The sequence below is a fragment of the Sorangium sp. So ce145 genome (assembly GCF_051525985.1).
Lineage (GTDB): Bacteria > Myxococcota_A > Polyangia > Polyangiales > Polyangiaceae > Sorangium > Sorangium cellulosum_B.
Window position 1 is genome coordinate 7484542 of record NZ_CP150315.1, and the last position, 22696, is coordinate 7507237.

The window sequence follows — 22696 nt, forward strand, 5'->3', positions numbered from 1 at the left end:
CGCGTCTCCGCGGCTCGACTCCGCGTCACGCCCCCTGCGCGTCGGGGAAGAGCTTCTGGAAGCTGTCCTTGTCGATCGCCTTTTCCAGCGCCGCCTGGACCGAGATGGTGTCCTTCTTGACGAGCCGCTCCAGCGCCATGTCCATCGTCTGCATGCCGGCCGAGCGGCCTGCCTGCATCAGGTTCGTGATCTGGAACGTCTTGCCCTCGCGGATCATCGCGGAGAGCGCGCTCGATCCGACGAGGATCTCGTGCGCGGCGACGCGGCCCGTGCCGTCCTTCGTGCGGAGCAGCTGCTGGGCGATGATCGCGGCGAGGCTCTCGGCGAGCATGCCGCGGACCTGGAGCTGCTCGTCCGCGGGAAACGCGTTGATGATACGGTCGATCGTCGCGGCGGCGCTGTTCGTGTGGACGGTGCCGAAGACGAGGACACCGAAGCTCGCGAGCTGCAAGGCGAGCTTCATGGTCTCGTTGGTCCGGAGCTCGCCGATCAGGATCACGTCGGCGTCCTCGCGCCCGGCGCTGCGGATCGCGCTCGCGAAGCTGCCCGCGTCGGGGCCGACCTCGCGGTGCGTGATGTGGGCCTTGATGGGGCTGTGCACGAACTCGACCGGATCCTCGATCGTGAGGACATGGCACGCGCGCGAGCGGTTGATGTGATCGATCATCGCCGCGAGCGTCGTGGACTTGCCGGAGCCGGTCGGCCCCGTGATCAAGATGAGCCCGCTCGTCCGCTCGGACAGCCGGCGGGCGATCTCGGGGCATCCGAGATCGTCGAGCGAGAGGATCTTGCTCGGGATGGTGCGGAAGACGGCCGCGAGCCCGGTGGTCTTGTAGAAGTAGTTCGCGCGGAAACGGGCCTTGTCCGCGTAGGAATAGGCGAAGTCGAGATCGAGCTCGTCGACGATCCGCCGCGTCTCCTCGGGGGTCGTGATCTCGAAGAGGAGCGCCTCCATCTCGGCCGTGTCGAGGGGCGTGTCGCGCAGGGCGATGAGCTCGCCTCGGGCGCGCACGAGCGGCGGATAGCCGATGCCGAGGTGCAGGTCGCTGCCCTTCCTGGAGAGCAGCTCGTCGAAGAGGCGATCGATCCGGGCCACGTTACGCTCCCTTCTTTCCGAAGAGCGCGCCCGCGCGCTCGAAGAGGCCCTTGCCCGCCTCGACGGGCGCGGACTTGGACGCGTCGGGCGCGGGGGCGGGCGGCCTCCTGTCCGGCGTGAGCATGGGCTGCCGCCTGCCGGCGAGGACGGCCTCGAGCTCGTCGGGGGCCTCCGCCACCTTGAGCGCGGCCTCGAGCGTGGTCTTGCCGGCGCGGACGAGCTCGGCCAGCGAGTCGTCCAGGCGGATGATCCCGAGGCCCTTCCCCCGCTGCTGGAGGCTCGGTATCTGGAACGTCTTGGAGTCGCGGATCAGGTTCCAGAGCGGGACGGAGCCGGGCAGGACCTCGGCGGCGGCGACCATGCGCTTGCCGCCCTCGCTCGGCAGGAGCCGCTGACTGACGATGAGCCGGAGGCCGCCCGCGAGGGTGACGCGCACCTGCTGCTGATCGCCGGGCGGGAAGAGATCGATCAGCCGATCGATGGTCTTCGCCGCGCTCGGCGTGTTCATGGTGCCGAGGACGAGGTGGCCGGTCTCGCTCGCGGCCAGCGCCATGCGGACCGTCGCCGTGTCCCTGAGCTCGCCGACGACGATGACGTCGGGGTCCTCGCGCAGCGAGGCCTTGAGGGCGTTCTCGAAGGAGCGGGTGTGCGTCCCGACCTCGCGCTGGCTGATCATCGCCTTGCCGCGCGCATGGACGAACTCGACGGGATCCTCGACCGTGATGATGTGATGGCTGGTCTCGCGGTTCAGGATATCGACGATCGCGGTGAGCGTCGTGGTCTTGCCGTGGCCCGTCGGCCCGGTGATCACGATGAGGCCCTGGTGGTGGCGGGTGGCGAGCCCGATGGCGTCGGGCAGGCCGAGCGACGCGAGGGTCGGGATGGTGCGCGCTATCAGCCGGAACGAGCCCTTGTACCCCTGCCGGTGGCGCGAGATGTTCACCCGGAAGCGGCCGAGCGCGCCGAGCTCCAGGGCGAAATCGCAAGAACCCTCGACCTCGAGCACCCGCGAGAGGCGCGGCGGGACGCGCGGCAGGAGGAGGGACTCGACGGCCGCCGGGTCGAGCGGCTCGCCGTGCGGCATCAGCTCGCCCGCCACGCGCAGGAGCGGCGGGCGGCCGGCGACGAGGTGCAGATCGCTCGCGCCCTGATCGCGCGCCATGGCGAGCAGCCCTTCGAAGGCGGCCGACGGCACCTCGGCGGAGGAGGGCCGCGCGCGCCCGCCCGCGGCGACCGCGCGCGCGGCGGCGCGGGGCTCCGGGGACGGCGCTGACGGGCGGGCGGCCGGCGCGGCGCGCTCGGCGGCCGGCGCATCGTCGGCGCGCGCCTCGAAGCGGGCCACCGAGGGCCGGCTGGCGCGGGGCTCTGCAGGCGGCGGCGGGGAGCGGAGGTCGAGCGCGACCTCCGAGGAGCTCGTGCGCTTCGCGTCCTGCTCGCGCGGCGGTGGGCGCTGCCCCTCCTCGGGTGCGAGGTGCTCCCGCATGGAGAGCTGCTGCGAGGGGCGCGCGGGAGGCGCGGCGGCCGCGGTCCCCGAGGCGGCGGACGACTGCATCCGCGTCATGCGGGCGTGCACGAGGTCGCCCTGGCGCGCGGCGACGACCGAGATGGCGCCGATGCCCTCGATGCGGATGTGCCACTGCGACGGCTTGGCGCCGAGGGCCTCGATGTGGCGGCCGCCGCCGAGCGCGCTGAGGAGCATGAGGATGTCCTCCGTGGAGAGGGCGCCGGGATCGACGGCCTGGAAGGCGCCCGAGACCTTGACGCTGGGCATGCGCCCGGTGGCCACGGCGAACTCGGTCACCTCGGGGCGGTTCAGTTGCGAGAGCCAGGATCGAAGGGCGTTCATCGTCGTCGCTCGTCTCCGCAAGCCGACTCTATCAACGATGAGGCGCCGCGTTTCAAAATGTCGTGCGACGGAGGCGACATTCGGCCGTGGCGACCCGCGCCGCGCGGCCCCGCGCCGACTCCCTCCCACCGTGCCCGCTCGCGGCGACCGCGCGGTCCTCCCCGGAGCGGAGCGACCCGGCTCACGCCCGCGGCGTGCTCCGCCGCGCGCGGCGCCGGGCTACTGGATCGCGAGCTTGAGCCGAGCGCCCTTCACGAAGTGGCCAGGCGTCTTGCCCTTCTCGCCGGGCGGCGCCTGCGGCTCCGAGTCGATGGTGAGCTGCATGTTGCCGGTCGACTCGATCTTCTTCATGGTCACCCTGGCGATCTCGACCCATTTCGTGGATCTGGGTCCGCCGGGGTCCTCGACCTTGCGGAAGAGCACCGCCTTGGTCCCCGCGGCGACCGGCTTCTCGGTCGTGGAGACGAGCGGCAGCAGGGTCGCGACCTTCCCCGCGCGCGAGACAAGCCTGCCATAGACCTCCACGGAGAAGGTGTCCCACTCGCCCGCGCCGGGGGCCGAGGCGGGCTCTGCCGTAGGCGCGCTCTCCGCGCCGGCTGCCGCCGGCGCAGCCTGCCGCGGCGTGGCGGGGTGATCTGCCGAGGCCGCGGCCGGCGTGGCGGAGAGGAGCGCGGCCGCGCCCGCGGCGACGAGCGATCGCGAGCACCTGGAGAGCCAATCACCAACCGTCTTCATGCACCACGCTCCTTCGCTACTTGGACGCGATCCCACGACCTGCGCGAACTCCGCAGGCTCGCAAACACCGCAGTCACAAAACTTCTCATCATGACGCAAACTGGCACCTTCCGCAACTCATTTCTCGATCTCGACGGGGTTTGCGGTCATGAGCCGTTTCTTCATCGTCCATCATCCATCGTCAACTGCTCGTCAGATCGTCAGCTGCTCGTCAGCTTCTCTCCGCCCTGAGCGATTGGGCGCGCCTCGCTCAGATTCAGGTGCTGGCCGCGTCGGCGAGGCCGACCGGGCTCCGGCTGCGCGGCGCACGAGGAGCGCGGCGCGGCTCGACCGAGCTCACCTGGTCATCTGGCTTGCCTGTCGTTCTGGCTCGCCTGTCGTTCCGGCCGCCTGGTCGCCCGGCGTGACCGCCTGCCTGGGCTCTCCGGCTCGCCTCGCTGGTTCTCCGACAGGTCCATCAGCGCGCTTCGCGAGGCGCGCTCTCGAAGAGCGAAGCACCCGCGCGAGCGACAGGCTGGCTCGGTCCAAGCCCGCCGTACCTCATTCCCACCCGTCCGACGAAACCAGCTGCGCACAGCAACGCGATCTCTCCCTCTCCAACCTCGCTCCGGGAACCTTCCCGGTGCCTTCCAACACCGCCGACCCGAAAATCGATGTCGGAGTAAGAGTCGCGTTTCAACCAAGATATCATGTCTTCGTCAAAGCAGAGCAGAAATTTTCGGACGCAGTCGATTCTGGTGAGCCCCCGTGCGTCCATGTGTGCCGGCGCAGGCCTGCGCCGGTCTGTCCATGTGTGCCGGCGCAGGCCTGCGCCGGTCTGTCCATGTGTGCCGGCGCAGGCCTGCGCCGGTCTGTCCATGTGTGCCGGCGCAGGCCTGCGCCGGTCTGTCCATGTGTGCCGGCGCAGGCCTGCGCCGGTCTGTCCATGTGTGCCGGCGCAGGCCTGCGCCGGCGGGCCCTGCCGCTGTAGGATGGCCGCGGAGGAACAGAGCCCATGCCCACGGTCGCCGATCACTACGACAAGCTCCTCGCCGAGCACTATTCGCGGATGTTCGGGGATTACGACGCCAAGGTCGCCGAGCAACGGGCGCTGTTCGAGCGCCTCGGCCTGCGCCCGGAAGGCTCGCCCGAGGCCATCGACCTCGGGTGCGGCTCCGGCTTTCAGTCCCTCGCGCTGGCGCAGCTCGGGTTCAGGGTCACCGCCGTGGACACGTCGGACAGGCTGCTCGCCGAGCTCGAGGCGCGCCGCGGGCCGCTCGCCGTCGAGATCGTGAGAGGGGATCTCCTTGACGCACTGGAGGGCTCGGGGCCCCCCTGCGCGCTCGCCGTGTGCATGGGCGACACGCTCCCCCACCTCGGCAGCAAGTCGGACGTGGAGCGGATGTTCGCCGGCTGCGCCCGGCGACTCGCGCCCGGCGGCCACCTCGCGCTCACGTTCCGCGACCTCACCCGCGAGCTCGAAGGCGCCGACCGGTTCATCCCAGTACACGACTCCGCGGATGTGATCATGACCTGTTTCCTCGAGTACGAACCCGAGACCATCAAGGTGCACGATCTCGTTCACTCGCGCGGCCGAGAGGACGGCCGGTGGACGCTGTCGGCGAGCTTCTATCGCAAGCTGCGCCTCTCCCCCGATTGGGTCTGCGACAGGCTCGACGCGGCCGGACTCCGCGTCATCCATCGCGAGATCGCGCGCGGCCTCGTCACCCTCGTCGCGCGCTCCTGAGCTGACGTGGGCCGGGATACGAACACCCATTCAAATATATTTCATGGAGGTTGATGGCGCGGGCGACGCGGCGCTAACTTGATATGGGAGGATGAGACCCATGTCCGAGAGAGCGAGTCAGACAGGCACGAACGACGCGGGGCAAGCTGCGGTCGTCAACCGGCCGTCGCGGGATGAGGTCCAGGACCTGCGGCGAGAACGAGACGAGGCGCGCCAGCTCCTGGCGACGCTGGTCGTGGCGCTCAAGCGCGCGACGTTCCGGCACGGCACCTACATCGACGGGCTGGGCGCCGCGATGGTCGCCGTGGATCGGTGGTCCAAGCCACGAGGCCGATGATCGAAGGGCCGGCCCCGGGCTGCGGTGACGCCCGGAGCCGCGGGCCCACGCCCCGAGAGACCTGGTGCGCGCCGCCTTGGCCGCGCGAACGACCTCGCCGCTGGTGGACGTGGTGGACGCGGCGGGCGCGGTGGGCGCGGCGGGCGCGGCGGGCGCGGCGGTCCAATGACGCCGGCCCCGCCTGCCGGCTAGGCGCGAAGGCCGGAACGGAGTAGGTTCCCGGCATGGCCGGATACCGCAGTCGTACATCCACCCAGGGTCGCAACATGGCAGGGGCGCGCGCGTTGTGGCGCGCCACCGGCATGAAGGACGCGGACTTCGAGAAGCCGATCGTCGCCATCGCCAACAGCTTCACGCAGTTCGTTCCGGGGCACGTCCACCTCCACGACGTCGGCCAGCGGGCGAAGAAGGTCATCGACGCCGCGGGCGGGTGGGGCGTCGAGTTCAACACCATCGCGATCGACGACGGCATCGCGATGGGCCACGCCGGCATGCTGTACTCGCTGCCGAGCCGGGAGCTCATCGCCGACAGCGTCGAGTACATGGTGAACGCGCACTGCGCGGACGCGCTCTTGTGCATCTCGAACTGCGACAAGATCACGCCCGGCATGCTGCTCGCCGCCATGCGGCTCAACATCCCGACGGTCTTCGTCTCGGGGGGCCCGATGGAGGCGGGCAAGATCGTCGGGACCCACGACCGCGACGGCAAGCCGCTCATCCGGAAGCTCGACCTCATCGATCCGATGATCGCAGCGAGCGACGACAAGGTGACCGACGCGGATCTCGCCGCGATGGAGCGGTCGGCGTGCCCGACCTGCGGCTCGTGCTCCGGCATGTTCACGGCCAACAGCATGAACTGCCTCAACGAGGCGCTCGGCCTCGCGCTGCCCGGCAACGGCACGCTGCTCGCGACGCACGCGGCGCGCTGGGAGCTCTTCGAGGCGGCGGCGAAGCGCGTCGTCGCGCTCGCGCAGCGGCACTACGTCGACGGCGACGCCTCGGTGCTGCCGCGGAGCATCGCGACGTTCGAGGCGTTCGAGAACGCGATGGCGCTCGACATCGCGATGGGCGGCTCGACGAACACGGTGCTCCACATCCTGGCGGTCGCCCGCGAGGCGCAGGTGGACTTCAAGATGGCGGACATCGACCGGATGTCGCGCAAGGTGCCCAACATCTGCAAGGTCGCGCCGTCGTCGCATCACCACGTCGAGGACGTGCACCGCGCGGGCGGCGTGCTGACGATCCTCGGCGAGCTCGACCGCGCGGGGCTCATCCACCGGCAGGTGGGCACGGTCCACGCGGGCACGCTGGGCGAGGCCATCGACGAGAACGACATCCGCCGCCCCACGGCGACGGCCGCCGCGAAGAAGCGCTCGCTCGCCGCGCCGGGCGGCGTGCCGACCACGGTCGCGTTCTCGCAAGACAAGTACTTCGCCGACACCGACGATGACGCCCAGAAGGGCTGCATCCGCGACGTCGACCACGCGTACAGCCGCGAAGGCGGGCTCGCCGTGCTCTACGGCAACATCGCGGCGGACGGCTGCATCGTGAAGACCGCCGGCGTCGATCCCGAGATCTGGAAGTTCGAGGGGCCCGCGCGGGTGTTCCACTCGCAGGAGGCGGCGTGCGACGCGATCTGGGACAACCAGATCCGCTCGGGCGATGTGGTCGTGATCGTCTACGAGGGGCCGAAGGGCGGCCCCGGCATGCAGGAGATGCTCTATCCGACGTCGTTCCTGAAGGGGAAGGGCCTCGGGAAGGCGTGCGCCCTCATCACCGACGGCCGGTTCAGCGGCGGGACGTCGGGCCTGAGCATCGGGCACGTCTCGCCCGAGGCGGCCGAAGGCGGGACCATCGGGCTCATCGAGGAGGGCGACCGCATCCGTATCGACATCCCTGCCCGGACGATCGATGTCCTCGTCAGCGAGGCGGAGCTCGATCGCCGCCGCCGCGCCGCCGAGGCGCGCGGCGCCGATGCGTTCAGGCCGAACCGCGACCGGAAGGTCTCCCCTGCCCTGCGGGCTTACGCGCTGATGGCCACGAGCGCCGCGAACGGCGCTGTCCGCGACGTCGGCCAGATCGAGCCGAGCCGGCGCGCCGGGGACGGCGCGACCGCGGCCGCCCCCGCGCAGCGCAAATAACCGAGCTCCAGCCGCCGTCCAGCCGCCGAGCCGCGCAGGCGAGGCGCGGACGAGGACGCAGCGCCCGCAGCGCCGCGGCCGCCGCCGGTGGAACGGTGGCCACCGCCCCGGCCACCCGGCGCGCCTCGGCGCCCGGCGCAGGTCGGGCGCTGCAACGCTCCGGGCCGGTACGACATCCACCGCGACGGGGGTGCGCCCGGTCGCGTATGATGCCGTACATGAGAAAATTGGCGCTCATCGTGGCCACCTCTCTCGTCTCGGGTTGCAGCCCGAAGGTGCGTGATTTTCCTGGTGACCAGGACGTCGGGAGCGGTGGAAGCGGGGCCGGTGGCGGCAGCAGCGCCACCGCAAGCAGCGGTGACGCCACCACCAGCAGCGGCGTCAGCAGCAGCGTCAGCAGCAGCACCGGCGCCAGCAGCAGCAGCGGCGCCAGCAGCAGCAGCGGCGGTGCGACGGATAGCTGCGTCGACCCGGTGGAGGACTGCCCGCCAGCGCAGAGCGCCTGCGTGGAAGCGGTGTGCAGCGACGGTGAGTGTGCGGAGCGGCCGAGGCCGGCGCGGACCCCCTGCGGGGCGGACGGCAGCGCGGCGTGTGATGGAACCGGGGACTGCGTGACGTGCGCGGGCGGCGTGCAATGCGAGTGCGGGGAGCCGGGTTGCCCGAACACGTGCGGCTCGACGGACGTGATGGCCATGCCCCCGAGCTGCGCGGGGGGCAGGCCGGGCGCCGGGGACAGCTGCGGGCCGGGCGACGCGAGCTGCTGCGGCAACAGGATGGTCCCCTGTGGCACCTTCCTGAGGGGCTACGACGGGACGCCAAGCACGGACGACGCGTTCCCCGCGGCCGTCAGCGACTTCCGCCTGGACAAGTACGAGATCACGGTGGGGCGATTCCGGGCGTTCGTGGATGCCGGGCAGGGCGTGCAGGAGAGCCCGCCGGCCATCGGGGCTGGCCGGCACCCCCACGTCAACGGCAGCGGGTGGATCGCGGGGTGGAACTCGCGGCTCGCGCCGAACACCGCGGCGCTCCGGGCGGCGCTGCAGTGCAATGGCGATCGCCTCTGGACGTGGACCGACGCCCCCGGGTCGAACGAGGACCTGCCGATCAATTGCATCACCTGGTTCGAGGCGTTCGCGTTCTGCGCGTGGGACGGCGGCCGCCTGCCCTCCGAGGCGGAGTGGAACTATGCGGCTGCCGGCGGCGACGAGCATCGACCTTACCCCTGGGGCACCGGGATCGACGGCGATCGCGCCTCCTACAACTGCACCGGGGATGGAAGCGCCGCGGGGGTTTGCGCGCTGAGCGACATCCTGCCGGTCGGGTCGAAGCCGCGTGGCGACGGGCGATGGGGGCACTCGGATCTGGCCGGCAATCTGTGGGAGTGGACGATGGACTGGTGGCGGGATGCGCTCCCCACGCCGTGCATCGACTGCGTGCATCGCGTGGACGGCGATCGCGACGCGACGCGGGTCACCCGCGGCGGGAGCTACCGCGCGCCGGCGACGGACGTGCGCGCAGGCAACCGCGACTTCAGTTATCCCATCGACCGCGTCAACAACATCGGCGCCCGCTGCGCACGAAGCATCTAGAGCGGCGGTCACCCGCCCTGTTCGGCATGAGGCTGAGGTGGGCGGAAATTGCCGTGGATCGGACGTCGCGGGACGTCGCGGGACGTCGCGGGACGTCGCGGAACGTCCACTCAACCGGATTCGACGCCGGGCGTGGTGTGCGATGTCGACGCTGAGGCGCGGCGTGCTAGAGCGCGCGATCGTGGCGTCATCGCGGGGCCAGGCTCAAGGGCAGCAGATCACCGTCGTGGGCGCAGGGGTGATCGGGTTGACCACGGCGGTCGTCCTCCAGCGCGACGGCCACCGGGTGCAGGTGATCGCAGCGGCGCGCGGCGAGCGCACGACCTCCGCGGTCGCGGCGGCGCTGTGGCATCCTTTCCTGGCGAACCCGCCCGAGCGCGTCAACGCGTGGTCCTCGAGGAGCCTCGATGAACTCACGCGCATCGCGAACGAACACCCGGAGGCGGGCGTGGATCTCCTGACCGCGCGCGAGGCGGCGGACGACACGCGCCTGCCGTGGTGGGCTCCGAGCGTCCCGGACCTCGCGCTCGAGCCTGGACCCCACCCGCTGGGCGCGCCGTACAGCCTGCGATTCACGGCGCCGCGCATCGAGCCATCGTTGCACCTGCCCTGGCTGGAGGCGCAGCTCGACTGTCCAGTGCGCGCCGAGCACGTGCGATCGCTCGCCGAGGTCGAGGGTGACTGCATCGTGAATTGCACCGGGCTCGGGGCGCGCGCGCTCACCGGCGATGGCGAGCTCATCGGCGTGTACGGCCAGGTGGCGATCGTCGAACCAGGCGAGATCCCCCCAGATGTCGCACTGGGTGATGAAAGGGACGAATCGGCGCTCGTCTATGTCATCCCAAGGCGTCGCGAGATCGTGATTGGCGGTTGTTTCATCCCGTCGCCCGATGATCGCCCGTTGACGCCTGATCCCGAGCTCGCTGACGCAATGCTCCAGCGGGTGCGCGCGGCCGGGCTCAAGCCGGGCCGCTTGCTCGGCTCACGCGCCGGGCTGCGCCCTTACCGGAGCACCGTGCGGGTGGAGCGAGAAGGCCGTGTGATCCACAACTACGGCCACGGCGGTTCGGGATACACGCTGGCATGGGGTTGTGCCCACGAGGTGAGCGCAATGCTGCGGGACGGCAACGGGTCGACACACGGCCATGTCTAGCGGAATGTGACGAGCGCACTGTTTTGACGCGCGCCATGATGTCAACGTCAGCGTCAGCGCGGTGCTCCGGGCCTGTTCCTCGGACAACGGCAACGGCGCCAACGCCAACCCACGCCGCGAGCGCCGCTACGAGCCAACGCAAGCTCATGCAGGCGGACGACGTGGTCGCAAACCGACGCAACGGTTGCGTCGATCACAACGGTCGTAACCGACGTAACCGACGTGACCGACGTAACCGACGTGACCAACGTGACCGACGTAACCGACGTGACCAACGTGACCGACGTAACCGCCACGAACCGAAACAAACGACGCTGTCTCTGGAATCCAGCCAACCAGAATGCCCGACGCAACGCTCCGAAAGTCCCGTTGTGCTCCTGTTGCTAGGCTGCTAGATTGAATTCGTGCTCGTCTGCGAGCGTCTCCCGCCTTCTCTCGCAGTGGGACCGCCCATGGCGCTCCTTTGTTCGTCTGAGGGAATGGCCGTGGACGGCCTCGCCCTGGAGGTCGCTAACCCCTGACGGCCTCTCGGTGCCATCCCTGGATCGCGGTCCCGAGTGGTCGAACGTTCGTTTGCGCTTGATCCGGTGTCCACCGTTCGCTGTCACCCACGTGAAGATCCGAAGCTTCCCCGGGGAGTTTTGAGCGCCATGAACAACGACGAGAATCGACTCAGTCGTCCATCGGGGCGGCCAGCCGTCTGGAGTTTCACGAGGAGCAACGACGAGATTTGCCCGAGCCGCCCCTCGGGGAGGCCGTCGGGGAGACCCTCGGTCAGGCCGTCAGGGCGGCCCTCGGGGAGGCCGTCGGGGAGACCTTCCGGGCGGCCGGCCCTCTGGAGCGTCCTGCCGCTCGACAGCGGCTTGCTGCAGACCCGGACGATCGAGTGGCCGACGGTGGCGCTGTTCGCCGGGTCGTACGCCCTCTGGGTGACGGCCGTCTACGCGGGCATCGCGGGCTCGGTGTCGACCGTTCCGGCCGTGCTCGCGGCGGCGGTCGCCGCGTATGCCGCCTTCACGCCGATGCACGAGGCCTCGCATCGGTCGCTGGCGCGCTCCGCGCTGCTGAACGGCGTGATCGGGCGGCTGTCCGGGCTGCTGCTCGGGGCGCCGTTCCTGGCGGTGCGTCACTTCCACCTCGAGCATCACAAACACACGAACGACGCGGACCGGGATCCCGACTACTGGAGTGGGCGCGGCCCGTGGTACCTCCTGCCGCTCCGCTGGGCGACACAGGATCTCCACTACTACTATCTATTTTTGCGCTCCTACCACGCGCAGAAGCGCGCGGAGCGGCTCGAGACGGTCGCTTCGCTCGCGGCCATGCTCGCGCTCGTGGCGCTGGCCTTCGGGCTCGGCTATGGCGAGCTCGCGCTCCTCTACTGGATTTTGCCGGCGCGGCTGGCGATCTTCTTCCTCGCGTTCGCCTTCGACTACCTGCCTCACTACCCGCACGAGATCACGGCGACGCAGAACCGGTACAGCGCGACGCGCGCGGTCGACAGCGCGCTGTTCAACGTGCTGCTCTTCGGGCAGACGTATCACCTGATCCACCACCTCTACCCGGCCGTGCCGTTCTTCCGCTACAGGACCGTGTGGAAGCACCAGCGCGAGGAGCTCATGAAGCTCCGCTCGGAGAGCATCCCCCCGCCGCGGGCGCCGCTGCCCCTGATCGCGGCGGGCAGCCTCGCCGCGCCGCGGGCGCCCACGATCCAGACGGCTCACCCCACGCAGGGCGCGGCCGAGCTCGACGTCATCTGATCCGCGCCGCGCGGCGCCCCGCTCCACGGCGGTATCCGCCCACCTCTCTGCACCATGCCCAGCAGAGCGACGGTCCCCCGCACAGGAGACCGGCCCAGCCACCATGCCCAGCAGAGCGGCGGTCCCCCGCACAGGAGACCGGCCCAGCCACCATGCCCAGCAGAGCGGCGGTCCCCCGCACAGGAGACCGGCCCAGCCACCATGCCCAGCAGAGCGGCGGTCCCCCGCACAGGAGACCGGCCCAGCCACCATGCCCAGCAGAGCGGCGGTCCCCCGCACAGGAGACCGGCCCAGCCACCATGCCCAGCAGAGCGGCGGTCCCCCGCACAGGAGACCGGCCCAGCCACCATGCCCAGCAGAGCGGCGGTCCCCCGCACAGGAGACGGGCCCAGATCGGCGTTTTCGGCGCGCAAGCGCACCGGAGTCTCAGGATTGATCATATTTTCCCCACCTCCCTCGCGGCGCTCCAGCCCTGGACGAGGGTGAGCAGCTGCTCGTAGCCACGGCCCAAGGTCTGCCAGCCGGGCTCGCCGTTTCGCCGGAGGTGTCCGCCGAGCCCGGCGATCGCCAGGAAGGCATCGCGGGCCGTGGCGTTCTCGGGCAGGGGCTTGCGCGCGAAGACCCGCAGCACCTCGAGCTGGGTGGGCGTGAGCACGGCGGTCGCGGGCTGCTCCGGAGCGCGCCGAGCCTCGCTGCGCAGCAGCAATAGCTGCCAGGCGATGGGCGCGAAGAGCGCCAGCACGTTGCGCAGGCCGTGCAGGTCCTCGATCTGGCGCTTCTCGTAGGCGCATCCGGTCTTCAGGGCCTTGAAGAGCTCCTCCACCATCCAGCGCGCCCGGTACCAGTCGACCAGCTGCGTCAGCTGCTCGACGGACTCGACCGGCTCGCTCGTGAGCAGCACCCACTCGACCGGCGCTTCGCCCGGCGGCGGCTCGATCTCCCAGACGCGTACGACCCGCAACGAGAGCGTCGCAGGCAGCTCGCGCGGCTGGGATCTCGGTCGCCGCAGGGTCACGCGCGTGCTTCCAAGGGCGAGCTTGGCCAAGCGTCCTGCACGCGGAGGATGCAGCCGTTTCTGTTGAGGGCTGCGATTGCCTGCCGGCCGCGGCGAAAGCTCTACCTCGCGCACGGCCACCGCTTGAACATGCGCGAGCGCCTGCTCGAGCTTGGCCTCCGCTCCGAGGGCGTCAGCCTCGACGAGGCGATTGTGCGCGAGCCGAATCACGAACCGATGCCCTGCGCTCAAAAGCTGCGCGAACAGGCCGTAGTCGTCGCCTTCGCGGTCCATGACGTGCACCACATCGTGCGGCGCAGCGCCCAAGACCGCGACTCGCTCCACCTGCTCTCCCCAGCGGTCGTGCTCGTTGTCCGTCGTGCCGTCGTCGCGCACGTGCGTGCTCAGATCGAGCACGCCGAGCGGGCGGCGCGTTCCATCGCCGCTGACCGCCAGCGTGAAGTGGGCGAAGAACGTCTGCCCCGAGGAGCGCAGCCGTCCGAGCCCCTGCCGCTGGCCGTCCGAGCGGAAGGAAAGGGTCGTGGTGTCATGGATGGCGAGCACGACCGGCTCGGCCTCCATGCGCGCGAGGGTGGCGCGCACATGCGGAGCCAGAATCGCCGCGGGCGTGACGGCGTCGTTGCCGAAGAAACGGTACGCCGCCTCCAGCTCGCTGTCGGACAAGAGCGAGGGGAAGCTCTTGTCCGGCGCCTGCGCCAGCTTCTGCACCAGCTTGGTCTGGCGCTTCGAAAGCCGCGCATCGCCGAAGTGCGCGTCGCTCATCTCCTCGGCGAGTGCCGCTGCGTGCTCTGCTGCAGGTGAACCCATCCGCAGCTTTGATCACGTCGCCCAGCACACATCAAGCGAGATGTGTAGGATCTTGAGACTCCAGTGCGCTGAGCACCGAAAACGTCGAGGCGGCCCAGCCACCATGCCCAGCAGAGCGGCGGTCCCCCGCACAGGAGACGGGCCCAGATCGGCGTTTTCGGCGCGCAAGCGCACTCCAGTGCGCTGAGCACCGAAAACGTCGAGGTGGGCCCGTATCCGAAGCGGGTGACCGCCGCTCTAGAGGCGCGCGCGGCGGCGGGTGCGCAGCGCTCGCGGCGGCAGCAGGACCTCTCGGAAGAGCAGCGCCTCCGCCACGGCGCGGCGGTCCAGCGCGACGCGGGACGCGTCGAGGCGCGACCCGAACGCGTCGGGCCGTCGCTCGCTCGTGCCGAGCGCCGGGATCGCGGCGCGCGCCCTGATGAGGATCGACAGCGACTGCGCGGGCGCCCGGTGCGCCGCCAGGACCGCGCCCGCGAGGAGCGCCCGGGCGTCGAGGACGGCGGGGACCCGGCCGGCGAGCAGCGCGTCGCGCGCGCGCGACGCCTCCTGGCGCTCGTGGGGGCCGTAGTCGAGCCCGCTGATGTCCTGCAGACCGAAGCCGGACAGGGCGGTGAGCGGGCCGGCATAGAGGCGCTCCACGATCCACGCGGCCATGGCGGCGAAGGGCGCCAGCGGGACGGGGCGAAAGGCGCCCCTCACGGGCAAGAGCAGGTCATCGAGGCTCACCTCGGCGTGGCGGCGCGCCCACGCCTCCCGCAGGGCGCGCGCGTCCTCGTTGAGCCCGCCCCGCTCGAGGACCATGCACCCGATGAGCACGCGAAGGTGCGGCGGAGGATGCTCGTCATAACGCGCGCCGGTCACGTCGGTCTGGACGGCGATGGACGCGTACGGCTCGTCCTCCTGGAAGAACAGCTCGCTCATCGTGAGCACGTAGGCGGGGCCGAACATGAGCGTGCCGAAGACGTCACAGAAGATCTCCTCGAACCACACGCCGAACACCCGCCTGAGCGCGGGAGCCCCGATGCGATCGCCGTCCGGCGCGAGCGGGCGCATCTGCTCGCCCCCCAGGCCGAGCTCGCGGCGCAGGGCCGGCTCGAGGCCGTCGACCGAGGCCAGGAAATCGTGCCCTATCTCGTGCGCGAGCGCCGGCCAGCGCAGCGGGGTCGAGAAGAAGTCGACAGGGAGGAAGATGGGCGCGATCGACGTCGGGATGAAGCCCGTCCAGATCGCGAGATCGAACCCCGTGAGCTGCGTGGCCGGCGCTCCGCTCCGGAGCGGCAGCCCCTCCGCCCGCGCGAACGCGATCACGGGGGCGTAGCAGGCGTCGGCGAGGGCGTCCGCGTCGCCGAGCTCGGGCAGGAGCGACGGGTCGCGGCGCTGCCGCACGAGCACCGCGATCTCGCCCACGACGAGCTCGATGGTGTCCGCCGCGGCCTCCGCCTCGCGGGCCGCGAGGCCCGCGTCGACGGCGGCGCGCAGGCTCCCGATCTCGTGCGGGACGGCCTCGAGGAGCACGTCGGTGAAGCGCCGGTTCGCCCGTTCGTGACGCACCACGTGGCCGAGCGCCGCGGCGCTCTGCTCGAGCTCGGCGAGCCGCAGGAGCACCACGCGCAGCCGGTCGGCGTCGGGCGCGCGCGGGGCGCCGAACGGCATCCCCGCCCACGGCGCAGCGCTCGGCGGCCCGACATCAACGAGCCCCGTGTCGCTCCCCGGCGCGACGTCGACGAGCCCCGTGTCGCTCCCCGGCGCGACGTCGACGAGCGCTGGTTCGCTCCGCGGGGCGTCCTCGCCGCCGGGCCGCGCGGCGGCACGCGCAGCGCGCTCGGCGAGCCTGGCTCGCACGCTCCCGACCAGGCTCGCGAGCTTGACGATCGCCCAGATCACTCCGACGAGGGCGCCGACGTATTTCTCGAGGTCGATGTCACGCATGGCGCCCCTCCAGCGTCGTCGGGGCGCGGCCCTCCGGCCGCGCGGCTCTCCGGCCGCGCAGCGCGCGGAGATAGCGCCCGGGGCGGGCCAAGCACCTCGGCGAGGACGAAGCGCCGCACGAGCGCGCCGCGGCGGCCGAGCCACGCGAGGAGCGGGCTCGGTGGGTCGCGCGGCGGCACCTCACGACTCCCCGGCGGGATCGGGCTTGCCCCCCGTGGTGCCGGCGATGCCCTGGCGCATCTCGGTGTCGGCGATGACGTTGCGCATGTTGTAGTAGTCCATGACGCCGAGCTTGCCCGTGCGGAGCGCCTCCGCGACGGCGAGCGGGATCGTCGACTCCGCCTCGACGAGCTTCGCCCGCATCTCCTGCGTCTTGGCCTTCATCTCCTGCTCCTGCGCGACCGCGAGCGCGCGGCGCGACTCCGCCTTGGCCTGCGCCACCTGCTTGTCCGCCTCGGCCTGCTCCGTCTGGAGCTTCGCGCCGATGTTCGAGCCGACGTCGACGTCGGCGATGTCGATGGAGAGGATCTCGAACGCCGTCCCCGCGTCGAGGCCCTTCTTGAGCACGTTCTTCGAGATGGTATCGGGGTTCTCGAGGACGTGTTTGTAGTCGTCGGCCGAGCCGATCGTCGAGACGACGCCCTCGCCGACGCGGGCCAGCACCGTCTGCTCGCCCGCGCCGCCGACGAGGCGATCGATGTTGGCGCGCACGGTCACGCGCGCGATCGCGAGGAGCTGGATACCGTCCTTGGCCACGGCCGAGACCTTCGGGGTCTCGATGACGCGCGGGTTCACCGACATCGCCACCGCCTCGAGCACGTTGCGGCCGGCGAGATCGATCGCGGCCGCGCGCGAGAAATCGAGCTCCATCCCCGCCTTGCCCGCCGAGATGAGCGCATTGACGACCGCCTCCACCCGGCCGCGGGCCAGGTAGTGGGCCTCGAGCATGTCGACGGACACCTCCTCGAGGCCCGCCTTCACGGCGCTGATCCGCGCGTTGACGATCTGATCGGGCGGCACCCGGCGCAGGCGCATCGCGATGAGCGTGAGCATCGAGACCCCGGCGCCCGACGCCTGCGCGGCGATCCACAGCCGGAGCGGCACCATGTACAGCGTCGCGACGATGGCGACGAGCACGAGCCCGCCGATCACGATGACCGAGATGATCTCCATATCCCTCTCCACCCGTCCCTGTCCGTGAAGGGCCGCCTCTCGCGCGCTCTCTAGGGCTTGCGCGGCTCGACGACGACCCGATTCCCCTCCACGCTCGCGACCCGCACAGGCGTGCCAGCCTCCACGTAGAGGCCGTCGGTCACGACATCGACCGCGCGATCCTCGATCTCGACCGTGCCGGCGGGGCGGAGCGGCGTGAGCGCCCTGCCCTCCTTGCCGGCAAGCGCGGCGAGCCGCGCGTCCGGGCCACGCCCGCTCCGCTGGGTCTCGAGCAGCACCATCTTGCGGCCCACCGGCGTCCTCGGGACAGCCCAGAACAGGAGCCCCGTCACGCAGACGCCGGCGCCCAGGGCGAGCAGGCCGTAGCCGATCCCGAGGGCCACCCACGCGAGCGCGACCGCGCCGAGCACGGCGGCGCCGCCGAGGAGCCCGACGAGGCCGACGCCGGGGATGACCAGCACCTCGATGGCGAGCAGCACGAGCCCCGCCACGAGCAGCGCGACGACGAGCAGCGCGGGCGTCACGCTCCGCGCTCCTCGTCCGCGCTGCGCGCGACCGCCCTCACGACGACCCGGCCCCCCTCCGCGCGGATCACCCGCACGCGGGCGCCGGCCTCGACGTAGCCGAGCTCCGAGAGCGCCTCCACGCGGCGGCCGTCGAGCGCGACCTTGCCCGAGGGGCGCAGATCGGTCGCGGCCGTGCCGAGCCGGCCCACGAGCGACGCGGGCGCCGCGGGGCCCTCGGGAGGTCCTCCGACGGCGACGCCGCGGATCGCCGCGTCCAGAACGAACCGCCGCCCGAGGCGCGTCCTCGGCGCGACGCGGGCGGCGCCCACGGCGAGCGCCGCCGTCGCCGCGAGCGAGCCGCAGACCGAGGCGAGGGCGCGCGGCAGCCAGCCGGCATGCCAGGCGACGTCGACCGGCACGCGCTCGAGATCGAGCAGCGAAAGGAGGAGGGCGCTCGCCACGCACGCGGCGCCCGCGACCCCGGGGACGATGTGCCCCGGGACCAAGATCTCCACCGCGATGAGGATCGCGCCGACCGCGAAGAGCGCGAGCTCCTCCCAGCCGGCGAGCTTCACGACGTGGTGCCCGAAGAAGAACAGCGCGAGGCACGAGAGCCCGACGGCGAGCGGGACGCCGTGGCCCGGCGCATACAGCTCGAGGAGGATACCGAGCATCCCGAGGGTCATGAGGACCCCGGAGAGCGTGGGATCCGAGAGGAAGCGCGCGAGCTCCTCGGCGAAGCTGGGGCGCGGGCGGATGATCTCCGCCGGCTGGGGGCGGCCCAGGGCGCCGAAGAGGTCTGCCTCGCTGCCGGCCTGCACCTCGGCGACGCCCCACGCGAGCGCCTGCGCGCCGTCCAGCGTGAGCAGCTTCCCCTTCTCGTCGAGGCCGGGGACCTCCACGTCGGCGTCGACCATGGCCTCGGCGATGTCGCCGCGCCGCCCCTTCGCCTCCGCGGTCGCGCGCATCTCCTTCCGCATGTAGGACACGACCTTCTCGGCGACAGGCTTCATCTCGCCGCCCTCGCCGAGCTGCACGGGCGTCGCCGCGCCGAGGGTGGCGCCGGGGGCGACCGCGATGACATCGCAGGCGAGCGAGATGAGCGCTCCGGCCGAGATCGCGCGCGGGTTGACCCAGCACACCGTGCGGACGCGCGCCCGGAGCAGCGCGTCCCGGATGGCGAGCGCGGCGTCGATGCGTCCGCCGAGCGTGCTGATGTCGAGCACGAGGAGGTCGCCCTCCCCCTGGGCGGCGACGACGCGCTCCAGGAAGGGAGAGAGGCCGAGATCGATCGTCCCGGAGATCGCGACCACGGTGACCTTCCCCGCGCCGGGGATCGGCGGGAGCGGCCGCGGGCCCGGCGGCGCGGGGGCTCCGGCCGCGCTGCCCGGGACCGCGGCGGGCGCCGCCGCCTCGCCGCGGGCGGGGAGGCACAGCGCCATCGTCGCGAGGAGCGCGAGGAGCGGGGTCGCGCGCCGCGCCCACCTCGCGGCCTGTTCCAGCAGGCGCAACAAACCAGTCAAGCCCCGCTCCCTGCTATGGCGGCTCGGCTCGCGCCGCGCGCCATGCTCCCTGAGGTTCACGCCGAAGACCGCCGCGACAAGGGTAGCGCATGGCGGCGCTCCACGATACCCCCTGCTCAGGCGGCTCCGCCGCTGCCCGCCATGAACCGCGCCACCACGTCCGCGAACTCGGCTGGTCGCTCCACGATCCAGTCGTGGCTTCCCTTCGAGGAGACGACAAGGGTCGAGTCGGGGATCAAGCGCTGGATGGCGAGGGCCGAGCCGAGCGGCACCGTGAGATCGCGCGCGCCCCAGGCGAGCAGCGTCCTCACGCGCACCCGCGCCGCGTGGCCGCTCAGATCCGCGGTCGCGGCGATCCGCAGCAGGCTCAGCGCGCTCCGCGCGTGGAAGCGCAGGTTGTGGAGGAGCGCAGGCGTCCCCCGCGCGACGAAGCGAGGCGCCAGCAGCACCTCGGCCGCGCGGGCGAGGACGAGCGAGAGGACCGAGCCCGGCGGGTCGAATCCGATGGAATCGACGAGCACGACCCCGGTCAGGCGCTCGGGGTACAGCGCCGCGACGATCAGCGCCACGGCGCCAGACAGCGAGTGGCCGATCAGCGTGACGCGCTCGAGGCGCAAAGCCCGCAAGGCCTCGGCGACGCAGCGCGCATACCGCTCCAGGGTCCACGGCGCGCGGAGCCGCGAGGCGCGGCCCGAGCCGGGCAGCTCCAGGACGAGCACCCGCGCGTGGCGCGCCATCGCCTCGACCGTTGGCTGGTAGGTCGCGCCGTCGATCAGCATGCTGGGCAGAAGCACCGCAGGCTTGCCGGTGCCCGTCTCGGTCACATAAAGGATCTCGCCTCCGACCCGGATCTCACGCCCACGGCCTTCCGCCCGAGCCCCCCGCCTCGCCGCGGGGCCGGCGGAGATGGGCAGGATCTTCTCTCCTCGACCCGACCGGGGGACATACGAGCCGGCGACAAGGAGCGAGCGTCCGGCGCAGGATCCCGTCGTTCCGCTTCGTCGAACGCGCTTTCCCATGATCGGCGAGCCGTTGCCGGACGCGTGCCAGCGCGGGCTGGTTCGCCGCGAATCCGCCGCGGGGATCGCATGAAAACCTGGAAGGCCGTTGAGCCTGTCGCGCGCCGCGCTAAGCTCCTCGACACAGGCTTCGAGACATCAATCTCCAGGCTGATTGGGGGCCAGCTGGCATGTCGCCGCGGGCCGAGAGCCGGACGGCGCCTGCTCGGACAACCAGCTCTTCTGGAATGACAGAGGCGATATGTTGAGGTTCCGCTCCACGTCCGGAGATCGGAAGATGGCCGAGCTCAGCGTCTCGGCGCTCTCCGTATCCGCTGCGATGTCCGTCCTCTCCCAGGGTGCATGGGGGACGGACGCGCCGCCCGCAGCGGAGGTCCAGTGGGCCTATGCGCTCGTCGCTGCGCTCGGGTATCTGCCAGTCGCGATCGAGATCGCCGCGGCCACGCTGCGGCGGACGGGCATGTCGGTCGAGGCGTATTTGCGGAAGAACGCGGCGCAGCTGGACCCGGGGGGACCCGAGGGGGAGATCGTGGGTCTGGTGCTCGGCGACGCGCTGGCGTCGCTCGGCGAGGAGGCGCGCCGGGTGGTGCATGCGCTCGCCGTGCTGCCTGCGGCGGGCATCCCGCTGGAGGTGGTCGCCGCCGCGGCGGGGAAGCCGGCGCCCTCCGTTGCGCGGCCGCTCCAGCTGCTCGTGCATGGGCGGGTGGTGTCGCTCGAGCAGGGCCCGCAGACCTTCACGATAACCCCCCCCGTGCGCGCCGCGGCCCGCGAGGACGCGGCGGCCGACGCGAGGCGCTGGGACGCGCTCCACCGGGGGTCGGCGGACGCGATGCAGGCGCTGCTCTTCTGGACGGCCGCTGTCGAGGGGCGGCCGGAGGCGGCGTCGCGCCGGCGCGTCGCCTGCGACCTCTTCGCGGCCCTCGACCTCGCGCCGTTCCGGGACGGCGAGCGCGGCGCCGAGGTGCTGGCGCGGGCGCTCGTCGACGCCTGCACGGTGGTCGATCTCGGGCTCCCGGCCGAGCTCCAGCAGCGCTTGCTCGACGAGGCGGCGCGGCTCTCGGGCGACGCGCTCCCCGAGCTGCGCGAGCGCGCGCTCGCGGCGCTCGAGGGCGCGCGTCGCGCCGAGCTCGCGAGCAAGCGGCGCGGCACCTTCGGGACGCTCCGCGCGACGCCGGCCGCCCGCGAGCGCGGCCGCCCGGGTCACCGCGACGTCCTCCGCAAGGCGGTGCGCGCGAACGCGCAGCGCGCGGCGGCGCGGAGCTCGCCGCCGGCCGACGACGAGGTCTTCCGCAGCGCAAAGGAGCTGCTCGCTCGCGGCAACCGGCGCCTCGCCGAGGGCGCGCTCGAGGCCGCGGTGGCGGACTACGGCGAAGCGCTCGCCGGGTTCGAGGCGGCCACGCACGGGCGTGGCCAGGCGACGGCGCTGCTGCTCCGCGGCGACGTGCACCGGCGGCAGGGGGACCTCGCGGCCGCCTCGAGCGATCATGAGCGGGCGCTGTCGCTGTTCAAGGCGGCGTCCGACCGGGCCGGAGAGGCGATGGGTTTGCTCGCGCGCGGCAACCTCCGGCTCGACCAGGACGAGCTGGCGGGGGCGGCGAGCGACTACGGGTGCGCGCTCACGCTCCTCAGGGCTTGCCGCGATCGCCTGGGCGAGGCCAACGTGCTGAAGGCGCAGGGCGATCTGTGCTTCAGGGAGGGGGACCTCGCGGGCGCCGCGCGCGCCTACGACCGCGCGCTCTACATCCTCGAGGGCGTGGAGGAGCGCGTCCTCAGCCAGCTGCGCTCGCCCCCGCCGAGCAGCCGCGATGAGCGTCGCGGGGGGAGCTCACGCGCCCGCGCCGCGCGCGAGGTGCTCCCGCAGCCCGATCTCCTCCGGGCGCTCGGGTGCGAGCAGACCCATGCGCGCACGTGGCAGGCCCGCGGCGACCTGCGCCTGCGAGAGCGGCAGACGGCGCTCGCGGCGCGCGACTATGGCAATGCGATCTTGCTGTACCGGGACAGCGGAGATCGCCGCGGCGAGGCCGCCGCGCTCAAGGCCCGCGGCGACCTGCGCCGCCAGCGGGGCGCGCTCCCGGGCGCGCAGCGCGACTACGAGGATGCGCTGCGGCTCTTCGAGGAGCTCGGGGACAGCGCGGGCCAGGCCGCGGTGCTCCACGCGCGCGCCGATCTGCGCTGCGAGCGGGGCGATACCGCCGGGGCGGCGCTCGATTATTCGAGGGCGCTCGCCCTGTTCGACGCGACGGGCGATCCCGCTGCGCACCCGGGCGCCAGGGGCGCCGTCACGGGCGTCTCCCACCGCGAGGACCCACCGCGCCGCGCCGCGGCGGCTGTCCCGCGGTGA

General features: G+C 72.0%; 16 protein-coding genes. 7 read left to right on the forward strand and 9 right to left on the reverse strand.

Annotated features, from left to right (window positions below):
* Positions 1-25 precede the first annotated feature (25 nt).
* The 3 genes from WMF34_RS27490 to WMF34_RS27500 all read right to left on the reverse strand — a co-directional run bounded on the left by WMF34_RS27490 (position 26) and on the right by WMF34_RS27500 (position 3677).
* Entirely contained in the window at positions 26-1096 is a 1071-nt protein-coding gene (locus WMF34_RS27490) for a type IV pilus twitching motility protein PilT (protein WP_012237954.1), read from the reverse strand.
* 1 nt (position 1097) lies between these two features.
* Entirely contained in the window at positions 1098-2942 is a 1845-nt protein-coding gene (locus WMF34_RS27495; protein ID WP_437989641.1) for a type IV pilus twitching motility protein PilT, read from the reverse strand.
* Between the two features lie 219 nt (positions 2943-3161).
* On the reverse strand, positions 3162-3677 hold the full coding sequence (locus WMF34_RS27500) for a hypothetical protein (protein WP_012237956.1): 516 nt from the start codon (positions 3675-3677) through the stop codon (positions 3162-3164).
* 994 nt (positions 3678-4671) lie between these two features.
* On the opposite strand from WMF34_RS27500, the gene WMF34_RS27505 reads away from it, so the two are divergent.
* The 6 genes from WMF34_RS27505 (at position 4672) to WMF34_RS27530 (ending at position 12383) form a co-directional block, all read left to right on the forward strand.
* Positions 4672-5403 (forward strand): class I SAM-dependent DNA methyltransferase, encoded by a 732-nt coding sequence (locus WMF34_RS27505; RefSeq protein WP_437989642.1) that lies wholly within the window; start codon positions 4672-4674, stop codon positions 5401-5403.
* Positions 5404-5503: 100 nt separating this feature from the next.
* On the forward strand, positions 5504-5740 hold the full coding sequence (locus tag WMF34_RS27510) for a hypothetical protein (protein ID WP_012237958.1): 237 nt from the start codon (positions 5504-5506) through the stop codon (positions 5738-5740).
* A 224-nt stretch (positions 5741-5964) separates the two neighbouring features.
* On the forward strand, positions 5965-7881 hold the full coding sequence (gene ilvD / locus WMF34_RS27515) for a dihydroxy-acid dehydratase (RefSeq protein ID WP_437293270.1): 1917 nt from the start codon (positions 5965-5967) through the stop codon (positions 7879-7881).
* Between the two features lie 218 nt (positions 7882-8099).
* Positions 8100-9470 (forward strand): formylglycine-generating enzyme family protein, encoded by a 1371-nt coding sequence (locus WMF34_RS27520; RefSeq protein WP_437989643.1) that lies wholly within the window; start codon positions 8100-8102, stop codon positions 9468-9470.
* Positions 9471-9612: 142 nt separating this feature from the next.
* Positions 9613-10623 carry an FAD-dependent oxidoreductase gene (locus WMF34_RS27525; RefSeq protein WP_012237961.1) on the forward strand — a complete coding sequence of 337 codons (1011 nt, stop codon included), beginning with the start codon at positions 9613-9615 and terminating at the stop codon, positions 10621-10623.
* An 863-nt stretch (positions 10624-11486) separates the two neighbouring features.
* The gene (locus WMF34_RS27530; protein WP_231864274.1) at positions 11487-12383 is read left to right on the forward strand and encodes a fatty acid desaturase; all 897 of its coding nucleotides are present in this window, start codon (positions 11487-11489) and stop codon (positions 12381-12383) included.
* Positions 12384-12819: 436 nt separating this feature from the next.
* Here the strand turns inward: WMF34_RS27530 and WMF34_RS27535 are convergent, their stop codons facing one another.
* The 6 genes from WMF34_RS27535 to WMF34_RS27560 form a co-directional block, all read right to left on the reverse strand.
* A complete protein-coding gene (locus tag WMF34_RS27535; protein WP_012237105.1) occupies positions 12820-14160 on the reverse strand; it encodes an IS4 family transposase in 1341 nt (446 codons plus the stop codon).
* Positions 14161-14442: 282 nt separating this feature from the next.
* The gene (locus WMF34_RS27540) at positions 14443-16134 is read right to left on the reverse strand and encodes a hypothetical protein (RefSeq protein WP_437989644.1); all 1692 of its coding nucleotides are present in this window, start codon (positions 16132-16134) and stop codon (positions 14443-14445) included.
* A gap of 180 nt (positions 16135-16314) precedes the next feature.
* The gene (gene floA, locus WMF34_RS27545) at positions 16315-17307 is read right to left on the reverse strand and encodes a flotillin-like protein FloA (protein WP_012237964.1); all 993 of its coding nucleotides are present in this window, start codon (positions 17305-17307) and stop codon (positions 16315-16317) included.
* A gap of 50 nt (positions 17308-17357) precedes the next feature.
* Positions 17358-17831 carry an NfeD family protein gene (locus tag WMF34_RS27550; protein ID WP_012237965.1) on the reverse strand — a complete coding sequence of 158 codons (474 nt, stop codon included), beginning with the start codon at positions 17829-17831 and terminating at the stop codon, positions 17358-17360.
* The gene (locus WMF34_RS27555; RefSeq protein WP_012237966.1) at positions 17828-19336 is read right to left on the reverse strand and encodes an NfeD family protein; all 1509 of its coding nucleotides are present in this window, start codon (positions 19334-19336) and stop codon (positions 17828-17830) included. The genes WMF34_RS27550 and WMF34_RS27555 overlap by 4 nt, the downstream gene beginning before the upstream one ends.
* A gap of 116 nt (positions 19337-19452) precedes the next feature.
* Complete coding sequence (locus tag WMF34_RS27560) at positions 19453-20160, reverse strand: alpha/beta fold hydrolase (protein WP_044965904.1); 708 nt, start codon at positions 20158-20160, stop codon at positions 19453-19455.
* A 472-nt stretch (positions 20161-20632) separates the two neighbouring features.
* Between WMF34_RS27560 and WMF34_RS27565 the strand changes: the two genes are divergently transcribed.
* Positions 20633-22696 (forward strand): hypothetical protein, encoded by a 2064-nt coding sequence (locus WMF34_RS27565; protein ID WP_437989645.1) that lies wholly within the window; start codon positions 20633-20635, stop codon positions 22694-22696.